This window comes from Arthrobacter sp. 9V (genome assembly GCF_902506065.1).
Classification (GTDB): Bacteria; Actinomycetota; Actinomycetes; order Actinomycetales; family Micrococcaceae; genus Arthrobacter.
This window is the reverse complement of sequence record NZ_LR732912.1, coordinates 119,508-137,174: the sequence shown is the minus strand read 5'-3', so window position 1 is coordinate 137,174 and position 17,667 is coordinate 119,508. Positions and strand designations below refer to the sequence as shown.

17 protein-coding genes are annotated in these 17,667 nt (G+C 62.7%); 7 read left to right on the top strand and 10 right to left on the bottom strand.

The features are described 5' to 3' along the window. Window positions 1–7: 7 nt before the first annotated feature. Together BACI9J_RS00655 and BACI9J_RS00650 are read right to left on the bottom strand one after the other, a co-directional pair. Window positions 8–238 carry a DUF6458 family protein gene (locus tag BACI9J_RS00655; protein WP_043470828.1) on the bottom strand — a complete coding sequence of 77 codons (231 nt, stop codon included), beginning with the start codon at window positions 236–238 and terminating at the stop codon, window positions 8–10. Window positions 239–355: 117 nt separating this feature from the next. Beyond that, window positions 356–1,252 (bottom strand): SDR family oxidoreductase, encoded by an 897-nt coding sequence (locus tag BACI9J_RS00650; RefSeq protein WP_159732298.1) that lies wholly within the window; start codon window positions 1,250–1,252, stop codon window positions 356–358. 255 nt (window positions 1,253–1,507) lie between these two features. Here BACI9J_RS00650 and BACI9J_RS00645 point away from each other — a divergent pair, with 255 nt between their 5' ends. Continuing rightward, on the top strand, window positions 1,508–3,367 hold the full coding sequence (locus BACI9J_RS00645; RefSeq protein ID WP_159732295.1) for a glycoside hydrolase family 15 protein: 1,860 nt from the start codon (window positions 1,508–1,510) through the stop codon (window positions 3,365–3,367). Here the strand turns inward: BACI9J_RS00645 and BACI9J_RS00640 are convergent. Next, window positions 3,336–3,545, bottom strand: coding sequence for a hypothetical protein (locus tag BACI9J_RS00640; protein ID WP_159732292.1), 210 nt, complete (start codon window positions 3,543–3,545; stop codon window positions 3,336–3,338). The two genes, BACI9J_RS00645 and BACI9J_RS00640, sit on opposite strands and share 32 nt — an antisense overlap. A 147-nt stretch (window positions 3,546–3,692) precedes the next feature. After that, window positions 3,693–4,535 carry a DUF2382 domain-containing protein gene (locus tag BACI9J_RS00635; RefSeq protein WP_159732289.1) on the bottom strand — a complete coding sequence of 281 codons (843 nt, stop codon included), beginning with the start codon at window positions 4,533–4,535 and terminating at the stop codon, window positions 3,693–3,695. A 423-nt stretch (window positions 4,536–4,958) separates the two neighbouring features. Here BACI9J_RS00635 and BACI9J_RS00630 point away from each other — a divergent pair, with 423 nt between their 5' ends. The 4 genes from BACI9J_RS00630 (at window position 4,959) to BACI9J_RS00615 (ending at window position 9,924) form a co-directional block, all read left to right on the top strand. Beyond that, window positions 4,959–6,359 (top strand): glutamate decarboxylase, encoded by a 1,401-nt coding sequence (locus BACI9J_RS00630; protein WP_159732285.1) that lies wholly within the window; start codon window positions 4,959–4,961, stop codon window positions 6,357–6,359. 22 nt (window positions 6,360–6,381) lie between these two features. Further along, a complete protein-coding gene (locus BACI9J_RS00625; RefSeq protein ID WP_159732282.1) occupies window positions 6,382–7,242 on the top strand; it encodes a class II glutamine amidotransferase in 861 nt (286 codons plus the stop codon). Window positions 7,243–7,546: 304 nt separating this feature from the next. Continuing rightward, window positions 7,547–8,170 (top strand): hypothetical protein, encoded by a 624-nt coding sequence (locus BACI9J_RS00620; protein WP_159732279.1) that lies wholly within the window; start codon window positions 7,547–7,549, stop codon window positions 8,168–8,170. Window positions 8,171–8,538: 368 nt separating this feature from the next. Further along, the gene (locus BACI9J_RS00615) at window positions 8,539–9,924 is read left to right on the top strand and encodes a DUF222 domain-containing protein (protein ID WP_236558270.1); all 1,386 of its coding nucleotides are present in this window, start codon (window positions 8,539–8,541) and stop codon (window positions 9,922–9,924) included. A gap of 263 nt (window positions 9,925–10,187) precedes the next feature. Here the strand turns inward: BACI9J_RS00615 and BACI9J_RS00610 are convergent, their stop codons facing one another. After that, window positions 10,188–11,375 carry a 4-hydroxybenzoate 3-monooxygenase gene (locus tag BACI9J_RS00610; RefSeq protein ID WP_159732273.1) on the bottom strand — a complete coding sequence of 396 codons (1,188 nt, stop codon included), beginning with the start codon at window positions 11,373–11,375 and terminating at the stop codon, window positions 10,188–10,190. A gap of 117 nt (window positions 11,376–11,492) precedes the next feature. After that, entirely contained in the window at window positions 11,493–12,233 is a 741-nt protein-coding gene (locus BACI9J_RS00605) for an IclR family transcriptional regulator (RefSeq protein WP_159732270.1), read from the bottom strand. Between the two features lie 171 nt (window positions 12,234–12,404). Between BACI9J_RS00605 and BACI9J_RS00600 the strand changes: the two genes are divergently transcribed. Beyond that, window positions 12,405–13,703: an MFS transporter gene (locus tag BACI9J_RS00600; protein WP_159732267.1), complete on the top strand. Its 1,299-nt coding sequence runs from the start codon at window positions 12,405–12,407 to the stop codon at window positions 13,701–13,703. 79 nt (window positions 13,704–13,782) lie between these two features. On the opposite strand, the gene BACI9J_RS00595 is transcribed toward BACI9J_RS00600, so the two are convergent. The 3 genes from BACI9J_RS00595 to BACI9J_RS24580 all read right to left on the bottom strand — a co-directional run bounded on the left by BACI9J_RS00595 (window position 13,783) and on the right by BACI9J_RS24580 (window position 15,191). After that, on the bottom strand, window positions 13,783–14,196 hold the full coding sequence (locus BACI9J_RS00595; protein ID WP_236558266.1) for an Hpt domain-containing protein: 414 nt from the start codon (window positions 14,194–14,196) through the stop codon (window positions 13,783–13,785). After that, a complete protein-coding gene (locus BACI9J_RS00590) occupies window positions 14,189–14,938 on the bottom strand; it encodes a signal peptidase I (protein ID WP_159732264.1) in 750 nt (249 codons plus the stop codon). Before BACI9J_RS00590 ends, BACI9J_RS00595 begins: the two co-directional genes overlap by 8 nt. Window positions 14,939–15,068: 130 nt before the next feature. Beyond that, window positions 15,069–15,191 (bottom strand): hypothetical protein, encoded by a 123-nt coding sequence (locus BACI9J_RS24580; protein ID WP_268891902.1) that lies wholly within the window; start codon window positions 15,189–15,191, stop codon window positions 15,069–15,071. A 205-nt stretch (window positions 15,192–15,396) separates the two neighbouring features. Here BACI9J_RS24580 and BACI9J_RS00585 point away from each other — a divergent pair, with 205 nt between their 5' ends. Continuing rightward, a complete protein-coding gene (locus tag BACI9J_RS00585) occupies window positions 15,397–16,152 on the top strand; it encodes a ZIP family metal transporter (protein WP_159732261.1) in 756 nt (251 codons plus the stop codon). Window positions 16,153–16,231: 79 nt separating this feature from the next. Here BACI9J_RS00585 and BACI9J_RS00580 read toward each other — a convergent pair whose 3' ends face one another. Beyond that, window positions 16,232–17,566, bottom strand: coding sequence for a hypothetical protein (locus BACI9J_RS00580; protein WP_159732258.1), 1,335 nt, complete (start codon window positions 17,564–17,566; stop codon window positions 16,232–16,234). Window positions 17,567–17,667: the final 101 nt, after the last annotated feature.

The following is a 17,667-nucleotide window of genomic DNA, read 5'->3' as shown; positions in this document are numbered from 1 at the left end:
GCGGCTGCTAGACCTCCGGGCGCCGCTCGACAACCGTGTGGGGATCGCCGCGCCGTTCAACCACGGTGCGTCGGGTCCGGTTGGACATGGCAATGGAGATAATGAGGCCGATGATGCCGACCCCGATCAGAATGTAGCCGACCAGGACTTGGTCGAGGAAGGGGATGATTCCGGGGGCGAGCGCGAAAGCCAGAATAGCTCCAATGGCAATCAGTGCAATGGAAGAACCAATTCTCATAACGTGCTCCTCATGTTTTTTCGGCGTAGTCAGGGTCTACGCCGAATCTGTGTCATCAGGATACTTACGATCCGCGACTCGGGCCAGTCATCGCCGCGCCGGGTTGGTCAGCGTTTTTCAGTGACCGTAGCGTTCGGCCACCCGCCTGATCGCATCCTCGGGAGTCGGAGCGGGACCGAATACCTGCTCCTGGCGGGTGATGTCCGCCACGTATTTTCCGGTCTCGAACCACGCCACCATGCTTGCCATATCGCCCACCAAAGGAAGGACCTTCGCGGTGACTTTTCCGAGGGCGGCAATGGCCCCGGCAGGTACGGACATCACCTTGATCTCCTTGCCGGCACGTCGGCCTGCCACTACCGCAGCCTCATGCATACTCACCGACCGGCTCCACCCGATGTCGATTCGTTCGCCCTCAACAATGTCCGCATCCACAGCCTCCGCCAGGTAAGCGGCAACGTCACTGGCCAGGACGAACGTGAGCCGGGCGTCCTTGGACCCGAGCCATACGAAGCGTCCCTTGGCGAAGGGATCACCACCCATACCCACCGCTTGATCAAAGAAGGCGCCGGGCCTGAGGGCCACGAAGGGAACGCCGAGCTCCTCAAATTTGTCCTCGGCCAGCTTCTTGTTCCAGAAATGCGGTATCTGCGGAGTCTGGTCACTTGTAACGATGCTGATCAGCACAAAGCGGGGCACCCCGGCGTGCTTGGCCGCGACAGCCAGATTGCTGTTGCCGAAGGTGTCAATCGCTTTGGCGTTCTTGTCATTGCGCGTATAGCCGGCCGCCGTGGATATCACCGCCGAAACGCCTGTCATCGCAGCAATCAAGGAGGCAGCATCCAGCATGTCTCCTCGGGCTATTTCCACACCCTTGGTCTCAAGTTTGGTGGCATTGGACTTGGGCCTCACCAAGGCACGGACTTTCTTGCCGCGTTTGAGAAGCTCGTCCACAACTTGGCCACCCAAGAACCCTGTAGCGCCAACAACAAGAACGGGCAGGTCTTCGGCCACGGTTTCTCCTCACTGGTTTGATCCTAGGGTCAGTGGTAGCACGCAACATAGGCCGGCCGATAGAGGGCATTCGGGTACGACTCTGGCGACGAGTTCAGGTTCGGACTGCACCTGATCCTCGACGGCCGCGCACGTTTGAGAACCGGCTCCGAATAAAAGCCCTCCCGCGGGGTGGCGCGAGTCCCATTGGAGGCACTCACGCCAACGGGGTACGGTCGGGCATAGTTGACATCACCGAGAGAGGGAGTTTGATTCATGGCCAGGATCGAGGACTATGCCATCATCGGTGACCTTAATACCGCCGCTTTGGTAGGGCGCAGCGGCTCGATCGACTGGATGTGCCTGCCGCGCTTCGATTCCCCGGCCTGTTTCGCCGCACTGCTGCATAACCCCGACGCCGGCCGCTGGCTCCTCGCGCCCGCCGGCACACCGGAGGGGGCAAACTGCACACGACGCCAGTACCGCGAGGACACGCTGATCCTGGAAACGGAATGGGAAGTTGACGGCGGCTCGGTCCGGGTCATCGATTTCATGCCAGTCCGGGACGACGCCGTGGACCTGGTGCGGATCGTCGAAGGGCTGTCCGGCGAGGTAACCATGGAGATGGAGCTGGTTCTGCGCTTCGACTACGGGCGGGTGGTGCCTTGGGTCCGGCACAGCGAACACGGCATCAGCGCTGTTGCGGGCCCCGACTCGGCGTACCTCACCACCCCGGTTACCTTGGAGGGCCGGGACAAGCGCACCCTCAGCGAATTCACCGTCCGAGCCGGCGAGCGAGTTCCGTTCGTACTGCGCTGGGCGCCAAGCCACGAGAGGGAGCCCCGGCGGATCGACCCCTTCCGGGCAGTTTCGGTCACGGAGAAGTTCTGGCTGGAATGGATCGGCCGCAGCGAGATGACCGGCAAATACAAGGAGCCGGTGGAGCGGTCCCTGATCACCCTCAAAGCCCTGACATATGCACCTACCGGTGGCATTGTGGCCGCCGCAACTACGTCCTTGCCGGAGCAATTGGGCGGCCCACGCAACTGGGACTACCGCTACTGCTGGCTGCGCGACGCCACGCTGACCCTGCAGTCGTTACTGGCAGCGGGCTACACGGAGGAAGCGGCAGCGTGGAGGGATTGGCTGCTGCGCGCTATCGCCGGCGACCCGTCCGAGCTTCAGATTGTGTACGGGCTCGACGGCGCCAGGAGGCTCCCGGAGGCGGACATTCCATGGCTGGCCGGTTACGAAGGTTCACAACCCGTCCGGACCGGGAACGCCGCTGCCCCGCAGCTCCAGTTGGATGTATGGGGCGAGGTGCTGGATGGTCTTTCCCTGACCCGGGCGGCTTCACCCGACGCCACGGCGGACAATTCCTGGGATATCCAGGTGGCATTGATGGAGTATCTGGAGGGTGCGTGGGACCAGCCTGACAACGGGCTCTGGGAGATGCGGGGCCCGCGCCGGCACTTCACCCATTCCAAAGTCATGGCGTGGGTGGCTGCGGACCGCATGGTCAAAGCCGTCCGGACATCCGGCTTGCCGGGTCCTGCTGACAGGTGGGCGGCACTTCGCAACGAGATCCACGCAGATGTCATGACCAAGGGATTCGACGAGAAACTCAACACGTTCGTCCAGTCCTACGGAAGTACGGAATTGGACGCAAGCCTGCTTTTGATTCCACGGGTAGGCTTCCTGCCGCACCGGCATCCCCGGGTGGCCGGAACTGTGGAGGCCATCCAGAAGGGACTTACCGACGACGGCCTGGTCCTGCGGTACCGCACCCAGTCCGGTCACGACGGACTTCCGGGCGATGAGGGCGTCTTCCTGGCATGCTCGTTCTGGCTGGTGGATGCACTGCTGGGAATTGGTCGTTCCGACGAGGCGACCGAGCTATTTGAGCGGCTGCTCAGCCTTCGCAACGATGTTGGGCTGCTCAGCGAAGAGTGGGATCCACGGACGCAGCGGCACCTTGGCAACACTCCGCAGGCCTTCAGCCATTTCCCGCTGATTCACAGCGCCCTGCAACTTCACCAGGGCGAAGCCCACAGCAGTGACACGCCGCTCCACAAACCCAAGCATCCATCCCGGGCCAGCGGCTCTACCCTTCGGAATGATCCTCGCCTTCAGTAGCGGTGGTCTCGCCCTTGTGGCTCGCTTCTTCCAGATGGAGGTCCAGCTTGCGTTCGGCTTCCCGCCGACGCTGGCCGACGGTCCGCATCTGCTGCGTAGTGGGGTCTCCCCGATCTTCCCACGCTGCGCTACCTTCTGCTGCGGCCTCTGCGGGCTGCACGTGCTCTTGTTCGCCCATATGACAATGGTCCCATCACCAGCTGGTCAGCGATAGCTATGGCCCGCCGTTGCGAGGCCCGCTCTGCGCCCACATACGAGCTTTTGGGGCGCAGAGCGGGCCTCACAACATGCGTTTAGCGCTTGTCTTGTTTAGCGCTTGTCTTGTTTAGCGCTTGTCTTGGTCGACGCCGGTTCCCTCGGTTTCGATCCTTTCCTTACGGACTTCCTCGTCAACCTGGACGTCATCAGTGACTGTGTCCTTTTCCAGGCGTACACGCTCCACCGGAACGGTCTCCTTATCCACCACGGGGCGCTCTTCGTGGAGGGTTACCTCGTGTTCACTTTCCGTCAGATCCGGACCTGACATGGCGTCGCCCGCGTTGGCGTCCGTGATGGGCTCCCGCTCCAAGCGGACTTCCTCACGCTGCACCGGAACGGTGGTGGTGACGTTTTCGGTAGTGATGTACTTACGCAAGCGGGCCTGGCCGGTGGCCTGCTTCTCCGTGCCAACGTTCAGCCGCTCTTCCGAGCGCGTCATGGCGTCGTCTCTGCGGCTGGTGTCTGTATCGCGGTTGTAGTCGGCATCACGGGTGTAGTTGGCGTCGGTGTCCACTCCGTCCCTGGTGCCGGTGGTTCCTGCCGTGCCCGTGGTGGTGCGGGCGTAATCGTCGTGTCCACTGAAACCGCGTTCACCTGCGAGCCCGTAGTGGTTGTAGAGGCGGCTCTCCTCGCCCGGATCCAGGTGCCCGTCTTCCGCAACGCGGGGAGCGTCCTTGATGTGGTCCTTGCTGAAGGGCACCACCACGTCGTCACCCTCCACATTTGCGTCCTGGAGCGGGATGAATGACTCCGAGCTGCCAAAGAGTCCGGTTTTGACGGTCACCCACGTGGGCTCGCCCGTGTCATCGTCGGTGTAGAACGTGCCAATGGAGCCGACCTTGTCACCTTCAGTGGTTCGGACGTTTCCGTTGAGTCCCATCAAACGGTCAATGTTTTCCCTCGCGAGCATGATGTCTCCTTGGAATGCGGTTCTCTTATATGGGTTGCCAAGCGGGCTGCATCACCAGGCATGGTTTCCGAACGCCGGACGGGGAAAAAGTTCAACCCGCCGACTTTAAGGAACAGCAATACCATAAGCATGCTTACTGTTTGCTTGGCAAGCCCCAATTTGTGAACACGTGGCGCCAGGCGGCCCGGCTAGGGAACCCGCCACCAAGAAGCCCGCACCGACGAGCGGTTAAGAAACCGCGACGGCGAGCGGCCGGGAACCCTCGACGGCGAGCGGTGAACAAGCGCGCGACGGCGACCTTCCGCCGTCGTGCGCTTCTTGCCGACTCTCCAGAAGCTTGGGCGGGCGGCCCGTCCCCGGTAGCGTGAGCCGGAGACAGGTTGCGGCCCCGCCGTGAGCGGACGATCCCCAAGGAGTTGCTGCATGAGCAGATCCCACCGAGCGTCACAGCATGAACCGGACACCGCCGTCGAACTCAATCCTTTGTTCAGCAGGCCGGGCGAGTCCACCATTTTTCCGCGCTTCACCCTGCCGGATGGCGAATCCCTGCCGGCCACGGCCTACCAGGTTGTCCACGATGAAGCGATGCTGGACGGAAATTCGCGGTTGAACCTGGCCACCTTTGTGGGGACGTGGATGGAGACGGAAGCCTCCAAGCTCTATGCCGAGACGTTCGACAAGAACATGATCGATAAGGACGAGTACCCTCAAACGGCCCTCATAGAAACCCGCTGCTGGCGGATGCTGGCAGACCTGTGGAATGCACCGGATTCCGCGAAGAGCATCGGAACCTCCACCATCGGATCCTCCGAGGCCTGCATGTTGGGCGGCTTGGCGTTGAAGCGGCGCTGGCAAAATGAGCGGCGGGCTGCCGGGAAATCCACCGAAAAACCCAACCTCATCCTCAGCTCTGCCGTCCAGGTCTGCTGGGAAAAGTTTTGCAATTACTGGGATGTGGAGCCTCGCTTTGTCCCGGTTTCAACCGAGCACCCCACTCTGGACGGCCATGACCTGGACCAGTATGTGGACGAGAACACGATCGGCGTGGTGGCCATCCTGGGCGTCACCTACACGGGCAAGTACGAGCCTGTGGAGCTCATCTCAGAAGCCTTGGACGAGATCCAGGCACGTCGCGGACTTGATATTCCCATCCATGTAGACGGGGCTTCAGGAGCTATGGTGGCGCCGTTCCTGCAACCGGAAACGGTATGGGATTTCCGGCTTCCCCGCGTGGCCTCAATCAATACTTCGGGCCATAAATACGGGCTCGTGTACCCCGGCCTCGGATGGGTCCTATGGCGGGATGCAGAAGCACTGCCTGCGGACTTGATCTTCCATGTCAGCTACCTCGGCGGGGACATGCCAACGTTTGCCCTGAACTTCTCCCGGCCCGGCGCTCAGGTGTTGCTGCAGTATTACCTCTTCCTTCGCCTTGGCTTTGCCGGCTACCGGACCGTCCAAGCGACGTCCCGGGATGTGGCGCTTTACCTCTCCAGCGAGATCGGGGCCATGGATGCCTTCACCTTATGGAGCGACGGGTCCGACATTCCGGTGTTCGCTTGGCAACTCACCGACGGACACACCAGGAACTGGAATCTGCACCACCTCTCGGAGCGGCTCAGAATGAACGGTTGGCTGGTTCCGGCGTACCCACTGCCTGAGGGATTGAGTGAGGTCACCGTCCAGAGGATCGTGGTCCGCAACGGTTTCACCCGCGACCTCGCCTCCAGCTTCCTGGCCGACCTCAAGAAGGAAGTTCACTACCTCGACAGCCTGACCGCACCCATGCCCACAGACAAGCAGTCGGAAGGTTTCCACCACTGACTCTTTGGAAGGAAAATTCCCTATGTGCCGTCTCTTCGGGCTCCACGCCGGTCCACAGCCGGTTCGCGCCACATTCTGGTTGTTGGACGCCCCGGACAGCCTCTCCGTGCAGAGCCGGCGGGAGCCCGACGGCGCCGGAATCGGCACCTTTGATACTGACGGTAAAGCTCACGTAGCCAAACAGCCTTTGGCCGCGTGGGAGGACCACGCATTTGCCCGTGAAGCGAGGGACTTGTTGAGCACAACGTTCCTCGCCCATGTGCGGTACGCCAGCACCGGCGCGCTCACCCTGGTCAACACGCACCCTTTTGAACAGGACGGGCGGCTGTTCGCGCACAACGGCGTCCTTCACGGCTTGGAGCACCTCGATCAGCGCCTCGAGGAGTTCGGGGTGATGGACCTCGTGCTGGGACAGTCCGACAGTGAGCGCCTCTTCGCACTGATCACTGCTGAAACGCGCAAGGCCGGAGGAGACGTGGGGGCCGGGATCGTGGAGGCGATCACTTGGGTGGCCAGGGAACTCCCCGTGTTCAGCCTGAACTTCATTCTGTCCACGGCCACCGACATGTGGGCGCTGAGATATCCGGCTACCCATGAGCTTTACGTGCTGGAAAGGCACGCGGCCATCACGTCCGCCCCGCTGGACGCTCGAAGTTACAGGATCCGGTCAAAGAGTACCGAGCTCTCCCATTCCCCGCATGTTCTCTTCGCTACTGAACCCATGGATCCCGGTCCGGGCTGGCGTCCCATGGCATCCGGCGAGCTGGTACACGTCGGGCCGGATCTTGCCGTGACGTCCACTACGCCCTTCCCGAATGCCCCCGCACGGCTGCTCACCCTCGCCGATCTTGAACCCACGGCGGCCGCGTCGCAGCGCCCCTGACGGTCGCCTTACCAGTCCGCACCTCATCCGCACTCAACAGCAGAAACGCACGACGGCGACCTCCCGCCGTCGTTCGCTTCTTGCCTTTCCTGGTGGTTGGGGACAGCAGCCAGGGTCAGGCCTGTGGCAAGGCGGGAACCGGCTGCCTGAGGGCGACAGCCGTCGCAAGCGCACCACTTGCCAGGAGGGGCCCCGCATCAGTCAGCGCATTGATGCCACAGTTTAGTAAGCATCCTTGCTTTCTTGCCGGGCGCGGTGTTTTGCTTGATTAAGCACAGTTCAGGCACCCGGCGAAGGAGCTGACATGGCATATGAAAATGGCGCAGGATCGAGCACCCCTCAAGGTCGCAGGAACGATGTTGTCCAAGCAGAAAAGGAAAGGTTTGGCGGCATCAAGTGGGGTTCGGCCTTCTTTGGCTGGCTAACGGCCATCGGCATGACCGTCCTGCTCAGCGCTTTGGCCACGGCCATCGGCGTAGGCGTGGGAGCGGCGAACCCATCCGGCGCGGAGCAAGCCGCCGAGCAGGCCCAGCAGAATGTTGAAACCTTGGGCATTGTGAGCGGAATCGTGCTCGCAGTCGTCTTATTCGTTGCTTACTACTGCGGAGGGTACGTCGCTGGCCGCATGGCCCGTTTCGACGGCGTGAAGCAAGGGCTCGCCGTCTGGATCTGGGGCATCATTATCGCCATAGTCGTGGCTGTTCTCGCTGCTGTGGCCGGTAGCCAGTTCAACATCCTGGGCAACCTCAATGGCGCCCCGCAGATACCCGTGGACGGAAGCCTTATGACCACCAGCGGCATCATTGGACTCGTCATCGCCCTGATCGTGCCCCTCATTGGTGCCATCGTGGGAGGCAAAGCCGGCATGCGCTTCCACCGCAAGGTGGACCAAGCGGGCGTCGACCACCAATCCGGGCTCGTCAGCTAGGCCCCCCAGACGGGTCAGGCCAGCGTGCGGGGCTGGATTACTCCTGCCGGAGCTCTCGGGTTCGGCTCGGGTTTTCCACATAGCGTCGATAGGGGCTGATATCTGGAGGGCCTTCCTGACAGGGTTGAGTTATGGAAGGCACAGGGCAGATCTTGGCGCGGCGGGCAGGTTCGCCCGGCGCTAATACCGTGCCCGGGGGTGTCACACCCGCCTCCCTGGACGCGCCTCCCCGACCATCAGCGCGCACGTGCCCGACGGCGGCAGGAACCAATGCGGGACTTTCGCCGAGCACGGGGCTTCTTCTCGGACTTGAGTCATTGCCGAAGGGTAGGAAATCCGGGTCGGAGGGCAAGCCTGGGGCGTTATCCTTGGCTTTGTTCGAGCAGCCACGCGAGCCCGCGGAGTCCAAGCGGCAGCCCTTCCCCGAGCCCTTATCCACCACCCCTGGATCCACGCCTACCACCGGGGCAGAGTCGCCAAGCAACTGCACCATATCCACGGCCGCCGCGGGGGCAGAGGCATCATCGGGGTTCGCGCACTCTGGTGAGCCCATATTGGAAGCCGCACTTCTTGAGGGTGCTACGGCCATGGATGCATTGCGATCAATGGCCGTCGATGAGGTGCGGTTGTTGGGGTTTGTTGAGGCTGCTGATTTTGCGGGCAGGGTTGAGGAGATCTCCCGGAGCGTGGAGTTCTTGCAGATTGTTGCCGCGCAGGCGGTGGAACGGGCGCGGAAAGAAGCACAACAAGCCGGTGCAGGGCGGACGTCGCCCACTGGAGCAGCGGAAGCTATGCAGGAGTGGCGGACGGGCTGGACTGACCCGGTGCCGGGAACCGACACGGCGTCAGTTTCCAACATGGACGGCGACCGTTCCACCGACGCAGCACAGCTCTTGGGCGACACAGCTGTGCCCGTGGACGGCGACCGTTCCACCACGGGCACAGGGACAGGCTCAGCGGAAGGGGGTCCCGGGTCCGCGGCCAGCGTTCTGGATGATGGGTACCGGGACGCGGCGCAGTTCCTTCGGGCACGGTTGCGGATCGGGATCAGTGAGGCACGGCGCCGGCTCACCCTCGCCCCCAACGTCCTCCCCCAGGCAGGGATGACCGGCCAAGAGATCCCGGCCCGCCGCGAAACCCTAGCCCAGGCAGTCGGATCCGGGATGGTGCCTTCCCGGTCGGCGACGATCATCAGCACCGCCCTGGACAAAGTCCGGCACCTGACCGATCAGGACACCATCACCCGGATGGAACACTCCCTGACCACCACCGCGGTGGAAACCGACCCGGACTTCGTCACCACCATGACCAAACGCTGGATCGACTCCATCGACCAGAACGGCCCCGAACCTTCCGAAGAACTCCTCCGCCAACACCAAGGCGCGTTCCTACGCAAACGACGCCGCTACGGCCTGCACCACATCGAAATCTTCGCCACCGACGAACAATACGAAACCCTCACCACCGTCATGAACACCGCCACCAACCCCCGACTCACCACCAACGACACCAACACCGACACCGGCAGCGGCACCGAAGCCGGCGGCGTGGGACCCGGTGTTGGCGCGGAAGCCGGCGGAGTGGGACCCGGTGCTGGTCCTGACCTGGACCGCCGCTCCCGGGCCCAGACCCCACATCGACCCCCACCAAACACCACGCCGCAACCACCACCACACACCCCAACGAACATAAACACGCACAACACAAACACGCGGGAAACAGTGGATCCGTCCGACAGGGGGACCATCCGATGAGGAGAGTGTGCACCCTTCCGGCGGGTTGGGCCGTGGCCCTTTGTAGCACAGCGGTTGACCACGAAGGTGGCGGCAAGGGGGACGCCGCCTGATTCGCGGGGTGATGCGGAGGCTGGCAGCGAGATGGGAGGTGTGGTGGCCCCCTCGCGACGCTGCAGCGCACACACACTGACCATAGGGCCGTCCACAGCCCCGCCTGGCCACAGAGCCGACCGCGGTGCCCCCACTCGGCCAAGGGGCGCGTTCGCTCCCCGCGGCCTGACTTAGCGCGAGGTCGGCCAGCCTGTGTACGACTCCGCAAGATAGGCCTTGGCGTGCTCGGACGTGACCACGGAGTGAAGCTCACCAAGCTGACGGGCCCGGTCGAAATCGTCGGCGCCTGGCACCGTGTGCAGCATGGAGGTCATCCAGTAGGAGAAGTGCTGGGCCTTCCAGACGCGATCCAGAGCGCGGTCGCTGTAAGAGTCGAGCAGCGCAGTGGAGCCGTTGGAGTAGAAGGAATCCAGGCCTTCGAAGAGCACCTTGACGTCGTGAATGGCCAGGTTGAGGCCCTTGGCACCGGTGGGCGGGACTGTGTGGGCAGCATCGCCGGCGAGGAAGAGGTTGCCGTGACGCATTGGGGTGTGCACGAAGCTACGGAACGGCAGGACCATCTTTTCCAGGACGGGCCCTTCTTTGAGCTCGAACCCATTCCCGTTGACGCGCTTACGGAACTCGGTCCAGATGCGCTCGTCGTCCCAGTCAGCCACGTTCTCTTTGGGGTCGCACTGGAAGTACATGCGTTGAACGGTTTCGGTGCGCTGGCTGATCAGGGCGAATCCGTTTTCGGAGTTGGCGTAGATGAGTTCGTCGGCACTACGCGGTGCCTCCGCGAGAATTCCGAACCATGCGAACGGGTACTCGTGGAAGTACCATTTGCGGCTGGCTTCGGGGATCTGGAAGCGGCAGTGACTGCGCGAGCCATCGGCACCCACCAGGAAATCGGCTTGAATTTCGAATTCCTGGCCGTCGGCGTCAGTGAACCAGACTTTCGGTTTGCCTTCGAGGTCGTGCACGGTGGTGTCCGTGACGCTGTACCGGACGTCGCCGCCGTCGGCCTCCCGCTTTGCGGCGAGGTCGGCGAAAACGTCTGTCTGCGGGTACAGCCACACCGATTCACCCACAAGCTCCTTGAAGTTGATGCGGTGGCTCTCGCCGTTGAACCGCAATTCGATTCCGTCGTGTCGGTCGCCTTCGCGCAGCACGCGGTCAGAGACGCCGGAATCCACCAGCAGGTTCACGGTGCCGTGCTCCAGGATTCCTGCACGGACTGTTTCCTGGATTTCCTTGCGGCTGCGGATTTCCACCACCACGGACTCGATGCCCTGCTTTGCCAGAAGATGGGAGAGCATCAGACCGGCAGGGCCTCCGCCCATGATGGCAACTTGGGTGGTAATCGGTGTACGTGCCATGGTTTTCCTCGCTTCGTTGCGGACCCCGGCTTGCTCTGCAGCGGGATGAATCTGATTCAGTGTGACCCGCAAGGAGTGACTGGCGTTACAAGGATTCCGTTCAACGGAAGCAAATATCTAGTCGCCGAGTTGGCGTCCGATCCCCCGGGCTGCTGTTTGCAGCGCAGGCACCAGCGCTTGCAACCGCATCTCAGCCAGTGGCACAACCACTCCGAGCGCCGCCACTGTGCGCCGCTTGCTGTTCATCACCGGCACGGCAATCCCCCATGTGTCCGGATCCACCACTCCAGCCAGTTGAACGTACCCTTGCTGGGCCGCTTCGGTCAGAAGGTGACGCACGACGCCGGCACTCACCTTTCCGGTCGGATCTTCGAATTGCTCAAGGTACTCAGCCTGCAGCTCACGCGACTGGTGTGACATCAATGCCAGTCCTGCCGAGGAAATGTGGACGGGCATCCGCCCGGCGATCCGCGCACGGTTAGCCACTGATCCGCGCCGGGAAAGCCGCTCCACGAAGAGCGCTTCCCATCCGTCAAGCACAGCCAGGTTCACATTCTGGTTGAGGACCTGCTGTATGTCCTCCATGAAAGGCATGGCCGCCTGCCGAAGTGCCAGGGTGGGCGAATTCCGGTTGACGAGTTCCCATAAGCGCAGTCCCAAGCGGACAGTACCGCCCACGCCAAGATCCAGGAGGCCATGCTCGGAGAGCTGGCGGACCAGGCGATGGGCCGATGACAACGGAATTCCGGAGCGATCAGCGAGCTCAGTCAACTGCAGCGAGGTCACTCCTTCCGGAAAGGCCTCAATGACCCGCACAACACGGTCCACCACAGAATCACCTGATGCCGAGTTGGCCATGGTGTGCTCCCTTGCTATCTGGTCGCCGCGCGGTAGGCGCCTAGTCACCGCCGATGATCTTCCATTCAATGGTAGAACGTGTGCCAGGCAACACGAAGCGGTGATACAACTCTCATAACCGACCGAACGTTCCGTGTTCGGGCTCGACTACAGAGAAGTACCGAGGACGCTATGCCAACGATGTCATCTGCCCGCCGCTCCCAATGGCCAGTTTGGCTTTGCTGGTTGGCTATGGTGCTGGACGGATTCGACCTCGTGGTTCTGGGCACCGTCATCCCAACACTCATCAAGACCGGTGAGTTGGGCTTTGACGCTTTCGGGGCCACCTTCGCCGCCACCATTTCCTTGGTAGGCGTGGGCCTCGGCGCCCTGTTCATCGCGCCGCTCTCAGACAAGTTCGGACGCCGCAGACTCCTGATGGCCTGCGTGGCGAGCTTCTCGCTGTTCACTATCGGAGTTGCCTTCGCCCCGAACGTCGCAGTCTTCTCCCTGCTCCGCATGTTGGCCGGGCTCGGCTTGGGCGCCTGCCTTCCGGCAGCTTTGGCCTACATCAACGATTACGCCCCCGCCGGATCCGCCGGCAAGTCCACCACCCGGACCATGACCGGCTACCACGTTGGCGCTGTAGCAACGGCACTCCTGGCAATTTTCATCGTCCCAAACTGGCGACTCATGTTCATCATTGGCGGCCTTGCCGGTCTGGCACTCCTGCCCTTCCTCTGGGCCAAGCTGCCCGAATCGCTCCCGGCAGCAGCCTCCGCAAGGGTTGGCTCGGAAGATGTCACCAAGCAAAAGGCGAGCGAACACGCGAACGCAACAACCGCCGTCGAGCATTCAACCAGCGCCAAACAAAAGACAGGCTTCCGCGACCTCTTGCAGAAGCCGTACCCCATGGTCGCCGTGGGCATTGGTATTGCCTCGTTCATGGGGTTGCTGCTGGTGTACGGCCTGAACACGTGGCTGCCGCAACTGATGGCCGCTGCCGGATACCCGGTAAGCACCGGACTTACGCTGCTGCTGGTCCTGAACCTCGGCGCTGTAGCGGGTCTTTTCCTTGCCGGGGTGCTGGCCGACAAGCACGGGACCAAGAAGATCGTGCTGATGTGGTTCGGATTGTCCGCCGTCTTTCTGGCCATTCTGAGCGTCAAAATCCAGAATGAGTTCCTGCTCAACGCAGCCGTGTTCGTCACCGGAGTCTTCGTTTTCAGCTCACAAGTGTTGGTCTACGCCTGGGTCAGCCAACTGTTCCCGCCACGCCTGCGCGGAACCGCACTGGGCTTTGCAGCAGGAGTGGGCAGGCTCGGCGCGATCGTCGGGCCCGCGGTGACGGGAACTTTGGTTGCCGCGAACATCGCGTACCCCGCCGGCTTCTATGTGTTCGTCGCCGCCGGACTGTTGGCCGTCGCCGCGCTGTTCCTTGTGCCGTCTGAGGTTAAGACGGCCGACGTCGGCGTCCCGGTTGAGCGCTGAACTCCGGACTTGAGCACCGAACTCCGGACTTAAAAGCGGGCCGGTCCTGGGACGCTGGATCCTAAGAAGACGCTGGACCCTAAAAAGGAGCCCGGGGGCGGGAGCAGAGCGATTCCCGCGCTTTCCCCAGCAACTGTGGTCCTTCTGCAAAGCAGCGGTCCGTGGACTGTTGAAGAGCCGGGAATGCCCGCACCGCAGCATCGAAGTGGTCGTCACGGATCATCAGTTCGATGGCCCGGCACTGCTCCTCCGTGTCCAAGGCTCCCACCATGGCCGAGGAAATCTTGAGGCTCAGGATAGCGTCCATGCTCGCAGCAGAGTCGTGCCCGCATAATCCACTGGAAATACTCAGCATCCGGTGAGGCAGCATGGACAAGTAATTGGAGAGAAATCCGAGCGCCGGCGTTGAGTCTCCCAACTCGTCAGCCAACTCTTGCATCCTGCACGGTTCCAGGACCGCCGTCTCCGCCCCGCGGTTCAGGTCCTCACTCACCGCTTGCCGCCTGAGGAGTTGCGACGTCTTCCGGGGTTGTCTTGCTCGGGTTTTTGGTCCAGATGGAGGCGAGCATTCCGATCACCAGGATGGCGGGTGCGCCGTACATGAGGGTGTTCATGACCATGGGTTCGCGGAGGGTGCGGATGGCGTTGCCGACGTAAGGGATGGTGGCGATCTGCTTGTCCACGGTTTTGCCTTGAAGGGTGGCGATCCAGGGGTCGATGCCGTTGTTGGCGTCGCCTTTGGTTTGGACTGCGGTGCCGCCGTCTGCGGTGGTGGTGATCTCGGTGATGCGGTGGGTTTCCACTCGTTGGTCTTCGACGGGGATGTGGTAGGTGATGATGTCGCCTACTTTGATGTCGGTGACGGGGGTCGGGATGGTGACAACGACGTCGCCCGGGTTGATCAGCGGGGCCATGGATCCGGTGAGCATGGTGGAGGTTTGGTAGCCCAGGATCCGGGGGCCGATGGCCAGGAGCAGGAACACCAATGCGCCCAGGACCAGCATTCCCGCGCCGATGCCCTTGGCTGCTTTGCCGGCGACCCGGCGGAACGCGCCCGGCTGAACGGCGGTCTCGGTGGTGGCCGCTGCGGGCTGCTTCACAGCGGCGGTCTCAGTGGTGGCCTTCGCGGCAGCTTCGGCGGCCTGAGTCGCTGAGTTCCCGACGGCGGCGCTAGCCTCCTCGGCGGAACGCCGGCCTCGGACTGCGGGTTCGGTGATGCTGGTGAGAGTGCTCATTGCCTGGCGTTCCTTCCGTGGTGAGGGGTGGAGCTCGTAGTGGGAATCGAGCTTGCTGGTGGGTCAATACCGGCGGACCTGATCGGGCAGGGGGGCGCCCGACCAGGCCCGGCGGGGCTGGTGGTGGTGCTTACTTGGTGGTTTCGGTGCGTTGGGTGCCGGTGAAGGCGAAGGCGATGGTTGAGGTGGCGCCTTGGAAGGTGTTGTCTGCGGTGGTGGGGAACGCGGTGCGTGAGACCGGCCGGCCGTTCATTTTCCAGCCTCTCTGGCTGACAAGAACTACTGTGCCGGGCCCGGATCAAGAACAAATCCTGTGAACGGTCAACACTTCCTCAGGAAAACCTCAAGACTCCCGCACGCCCGTCACGCAGCCCGATCGGGCCTTGGAGAACAGGCAAACGGGCCCCATGTGCAAAACTTCTTGATGCACATGTAAGGCCGATGAAAGGGCGGGAACAATGCCGATGTGGTTGCAGGCCTTGATGTGGGGAACGCTGGCCGGCGGCGCCTTGGTCCTCGGAGCGGGCATCGCATGGATCTGGAAAGTACCGCCCAAAATCGTCTCCACGGTGATGGCTTTCGGTGCCGGCGTATTGATCTCCGCGTTGGCGTTCGAACTGGTTGATGAAGCCGTGGAGGGCGGCGGACTGCTCCCCACCGTTTTGGGCTTCCTCTTGGGCGCCGTGATCTTTGTGGGCTCCAACGTCCTGCTGGCCAGGGCCGGAGCCAAGCACCGGAAACGGTCCGGAGGCGCCCAGCCTTCAGAGAAGGACAACCCGGGCAGCGGCACAGCCATCGCAGTAGGTGCACTTATTGACGGCATCCCGGAATCAGTGGTCCTTGGTGTTGGCCTCCTCGCCGGTGGAGCAGTGAGCCCGGCCATGCTGGCCGCCGTCTTCATTTCGAACGTCCCTGAGGGCCTGTCCAGCACAGCAGGGATGAAGAAGGCCGGACGCCGCCCCGCGTACGTCTTTGGAACATGGGCAGGCATTGCAGTGTTCAGCGGTCTTGCTGCACTCCTGGGATACACGGCCTTGGAAAATGCGCCGGAGAGCGTCATTGCGTTCATCACCGCCATTGCCGCTGGCGGAATTCTGGCCATGCTGGCGGACACCATGATCCCTGAGGCCTTCGAGGAGCACCACAACCTGACCGGGCTAACGGCCGCCGTCGGCTTCCTGAGTGCGTTCACGATTCATCACGTCGGCGGCTAACCTCGCCGAGTAGGCAGTTAATGCCGATGTTCCCCAGGAACATCGGCATTAACTGCCACTTGGGCGGGGGACGCGAGAACTAGAGCAGCCCAAGCACCGGCAAGGTGACCGCCGTCGAGATGGCCATGGCGGCAGTGTTACCAATCACCGGATGAAAGCCGAGCGGAAGTCGGATCGTAATGGCCCGGGCCAGAGGCGGTGCGAGAACCGCGCCCAGTAAGGCTCCCCCGACCATCCCTTGCCACGAACCGTCGTATGCGAGAACCGCCGCCGGAGCAACCGACACTACCGAGGCATAGGTGGCCGCCCACCCGCCATCGCGGTACCAGCCCCGCCATAGGACGACGCCGATTGCCGAGGTCAACGCCTGGGCAAAGAGAATGTGCGGCAGCAAGCCCGTCCCGTAGGACGGCAGTCCCGGGTTGAAGACGAACGCCGCAGCCACGGCCAGGATCACACAGGCCCCGGCGAGTTCGTTGGCAAAGAAATGGGTCTCGGTGAAGTCCTTGAGTACTCGTCGCGCAGCCCAACCGGCGTCCGCCGTGATGTTCCGGTTCAGGCCCGACGGCGGCAGCTCCAGTCGCGTTGCAGGGTGACCCTCCCCAACCTCCCGCACCATCCGTACTTCCCGTACTTCCCCTGTTTCCCGCGTATCCCTCAGGTCAAGCCAGGGCACCCACCGGGCGACTTGGAACGAGATGACCGAGCCTACTGACATGGCGGCTACGCTCGCTACCACTGCAGGCAAGCCAAGAGGTGCTGAGAGGGTAGGGATGAACAGCAACGCCAACGGCGTGCTGGTGGCCGCGCCCAGGACGGCGCCGGTGATGCAGGTCCGCCAGCCCGCACCGTACAGAAGGACCATAGCGGGAGCGACACACACAAAGGGCACAAAAGTGGGTTGCCAGTCGTCGTCGAGCAACCATCCGAACGCCAGGTTGGACAGCATTAAACTCAATGACGCCGATGCCAGAACCCAGGGCCACAACCCGGAACCGTAGCTCAGCGTGCCCGCCCATGTTGCGCCTCGCCGGCCGATCCGCCACGCAACCAGGGCACCCCCAAGCAGTCCGAGGGCTGCGAGATCGGACTTGAAGAACAGGGGCTCGGTCATGTCGCCGAGGAACCAGCGCAGGGCGTCCAAAGGGGAATCGAGTGTGTCCAGCGTCCAGCCTGCGTAGCCGGGACCCAAACGCGGTGAATGCTGTCCCAGCATGTGGAGGAGAAGTGCGAAGACCCCGACGAGGCCCGCCATCCCGAACGCCCCCACGGCAGTGCCGGCCGCGCTGTGTTCGACGACGGTGCTGTGTTCGACGACGGTGGAGTGTTCGACGACAGCGCAGTGTTCAAGCGAAGGTTCCGACGAATTTTCGGATTGCGGGACGGCGTTGTCGGCGGCAAAAGAGTGCGTCATTGGTGGCCCTATGCGTGCGAAGTGGCGTGGCTTTGAGCAGCGTAACCGACCTGTCGATGCCGTCTGCAGTTGCCCGGCTGCGGGGGATTTGTGACCGGACG

Bases quoted from the DNA above. Each gene is read 5' to 3' on its own strand.
- BACI9J_RS00655 (WP_043470828.1), bottom strand. From the start codon at position 238: ATGAGAATTGGTTCTTCCATTGCACTGATTGCCATTGGAGCTATTCTG.
- BACI9J_RS00645 (WP_159732295.1), top strand. From the start codon at position 1,508: ATGGCCAGGATCGAGGACTATGCCATCATCGGTGACCTTAATACCGCC.
- BACI9J_RS00640 (WP_159732292.1), bottom strand. From the start codon at position 3,545: ATGGGCGAACAAGAGCACGTGCAGCCCGCAGAGGCCGCAGCAGAAGGT.
- BACI9J_RS00635 (WP_159732289.1), bottom strand. From the start codon at position 4,535: ATGCTCGCGAGGGAAAACATTGACCGTTTGATGGGACTCAACGGAAAC.
- BACI9J_RS00630 (WP_159732285.1), top strand. From the start codon at position 4,959: ATGAGCAGATCCCACCGAGCGTCACAGCATGAACCGGACACCGCCGTC.
- BACI9J_RS00625 (WP_159732282.1), top strand. From the start codon at position 6,382: ATGTGCCGTCTCTTCGGGCTCCACGCCGGTCCACAGCCGGTTCGCGCC.
- BACI9J_RS00620 (WP_159732279.1), top strand. From the start codon at position 7,547: ATGGCATATGAAAATGGCGCAGGATCGAGCACCCCTCAAGGTCGCAGG.
- BACI9J_RS00610 (WP_159732273.1), bottom strand. From the start codon at position 11,375: ATGGCACGTACACCGATTACCACCCAAGTTGCCATCATGGGCGGAGGC.
- BACI9J_RS00605 (WP_159732270.1), bottom strand. From the start codon at position 12,233: ATGGCCAACTCGGCATCAGGTGATTCTGTGGTGGACCGTGTTGTGCGG.
- BACI9J_RS00600 (WP_159732267.1), top strand. From the start codon at position 12,405: ATGCCAACGATGTCATCTGCCCGCCGCTCCCAATGGCCAGTTTGGCTT.
- BACI9J_RS00590 (WP_159732264.1), bottom strand. From the start codon at position 14,938: ATGAGCACTCTCACCAGCATCACCGAACCCGCAGTCCGAGGCCGGCGT.
- BACI9J_RS24580 (WP_268891902.1), bottom strand. From the start codon at position 15,191: ATGAACGGCCGGCCGGTCTCACGCACCGCGTTCCCCACCACCGCAGAC.
- BACI9J_RS00585 (WP_159732261.1), top strand. From the start codon at position 15,397: ATGCCGATGTGGTTGCAGGCCTTGATGTGGGGAACGCTGGCCGGCGGC.
- BACI9J_RS00580 (WP_159732258.1), bottom strand. From the start codon at position 17,566: ATGACGCACTCTTTTGCCGCCGACAACGCCGTCCCGCAATCCGAAAAT.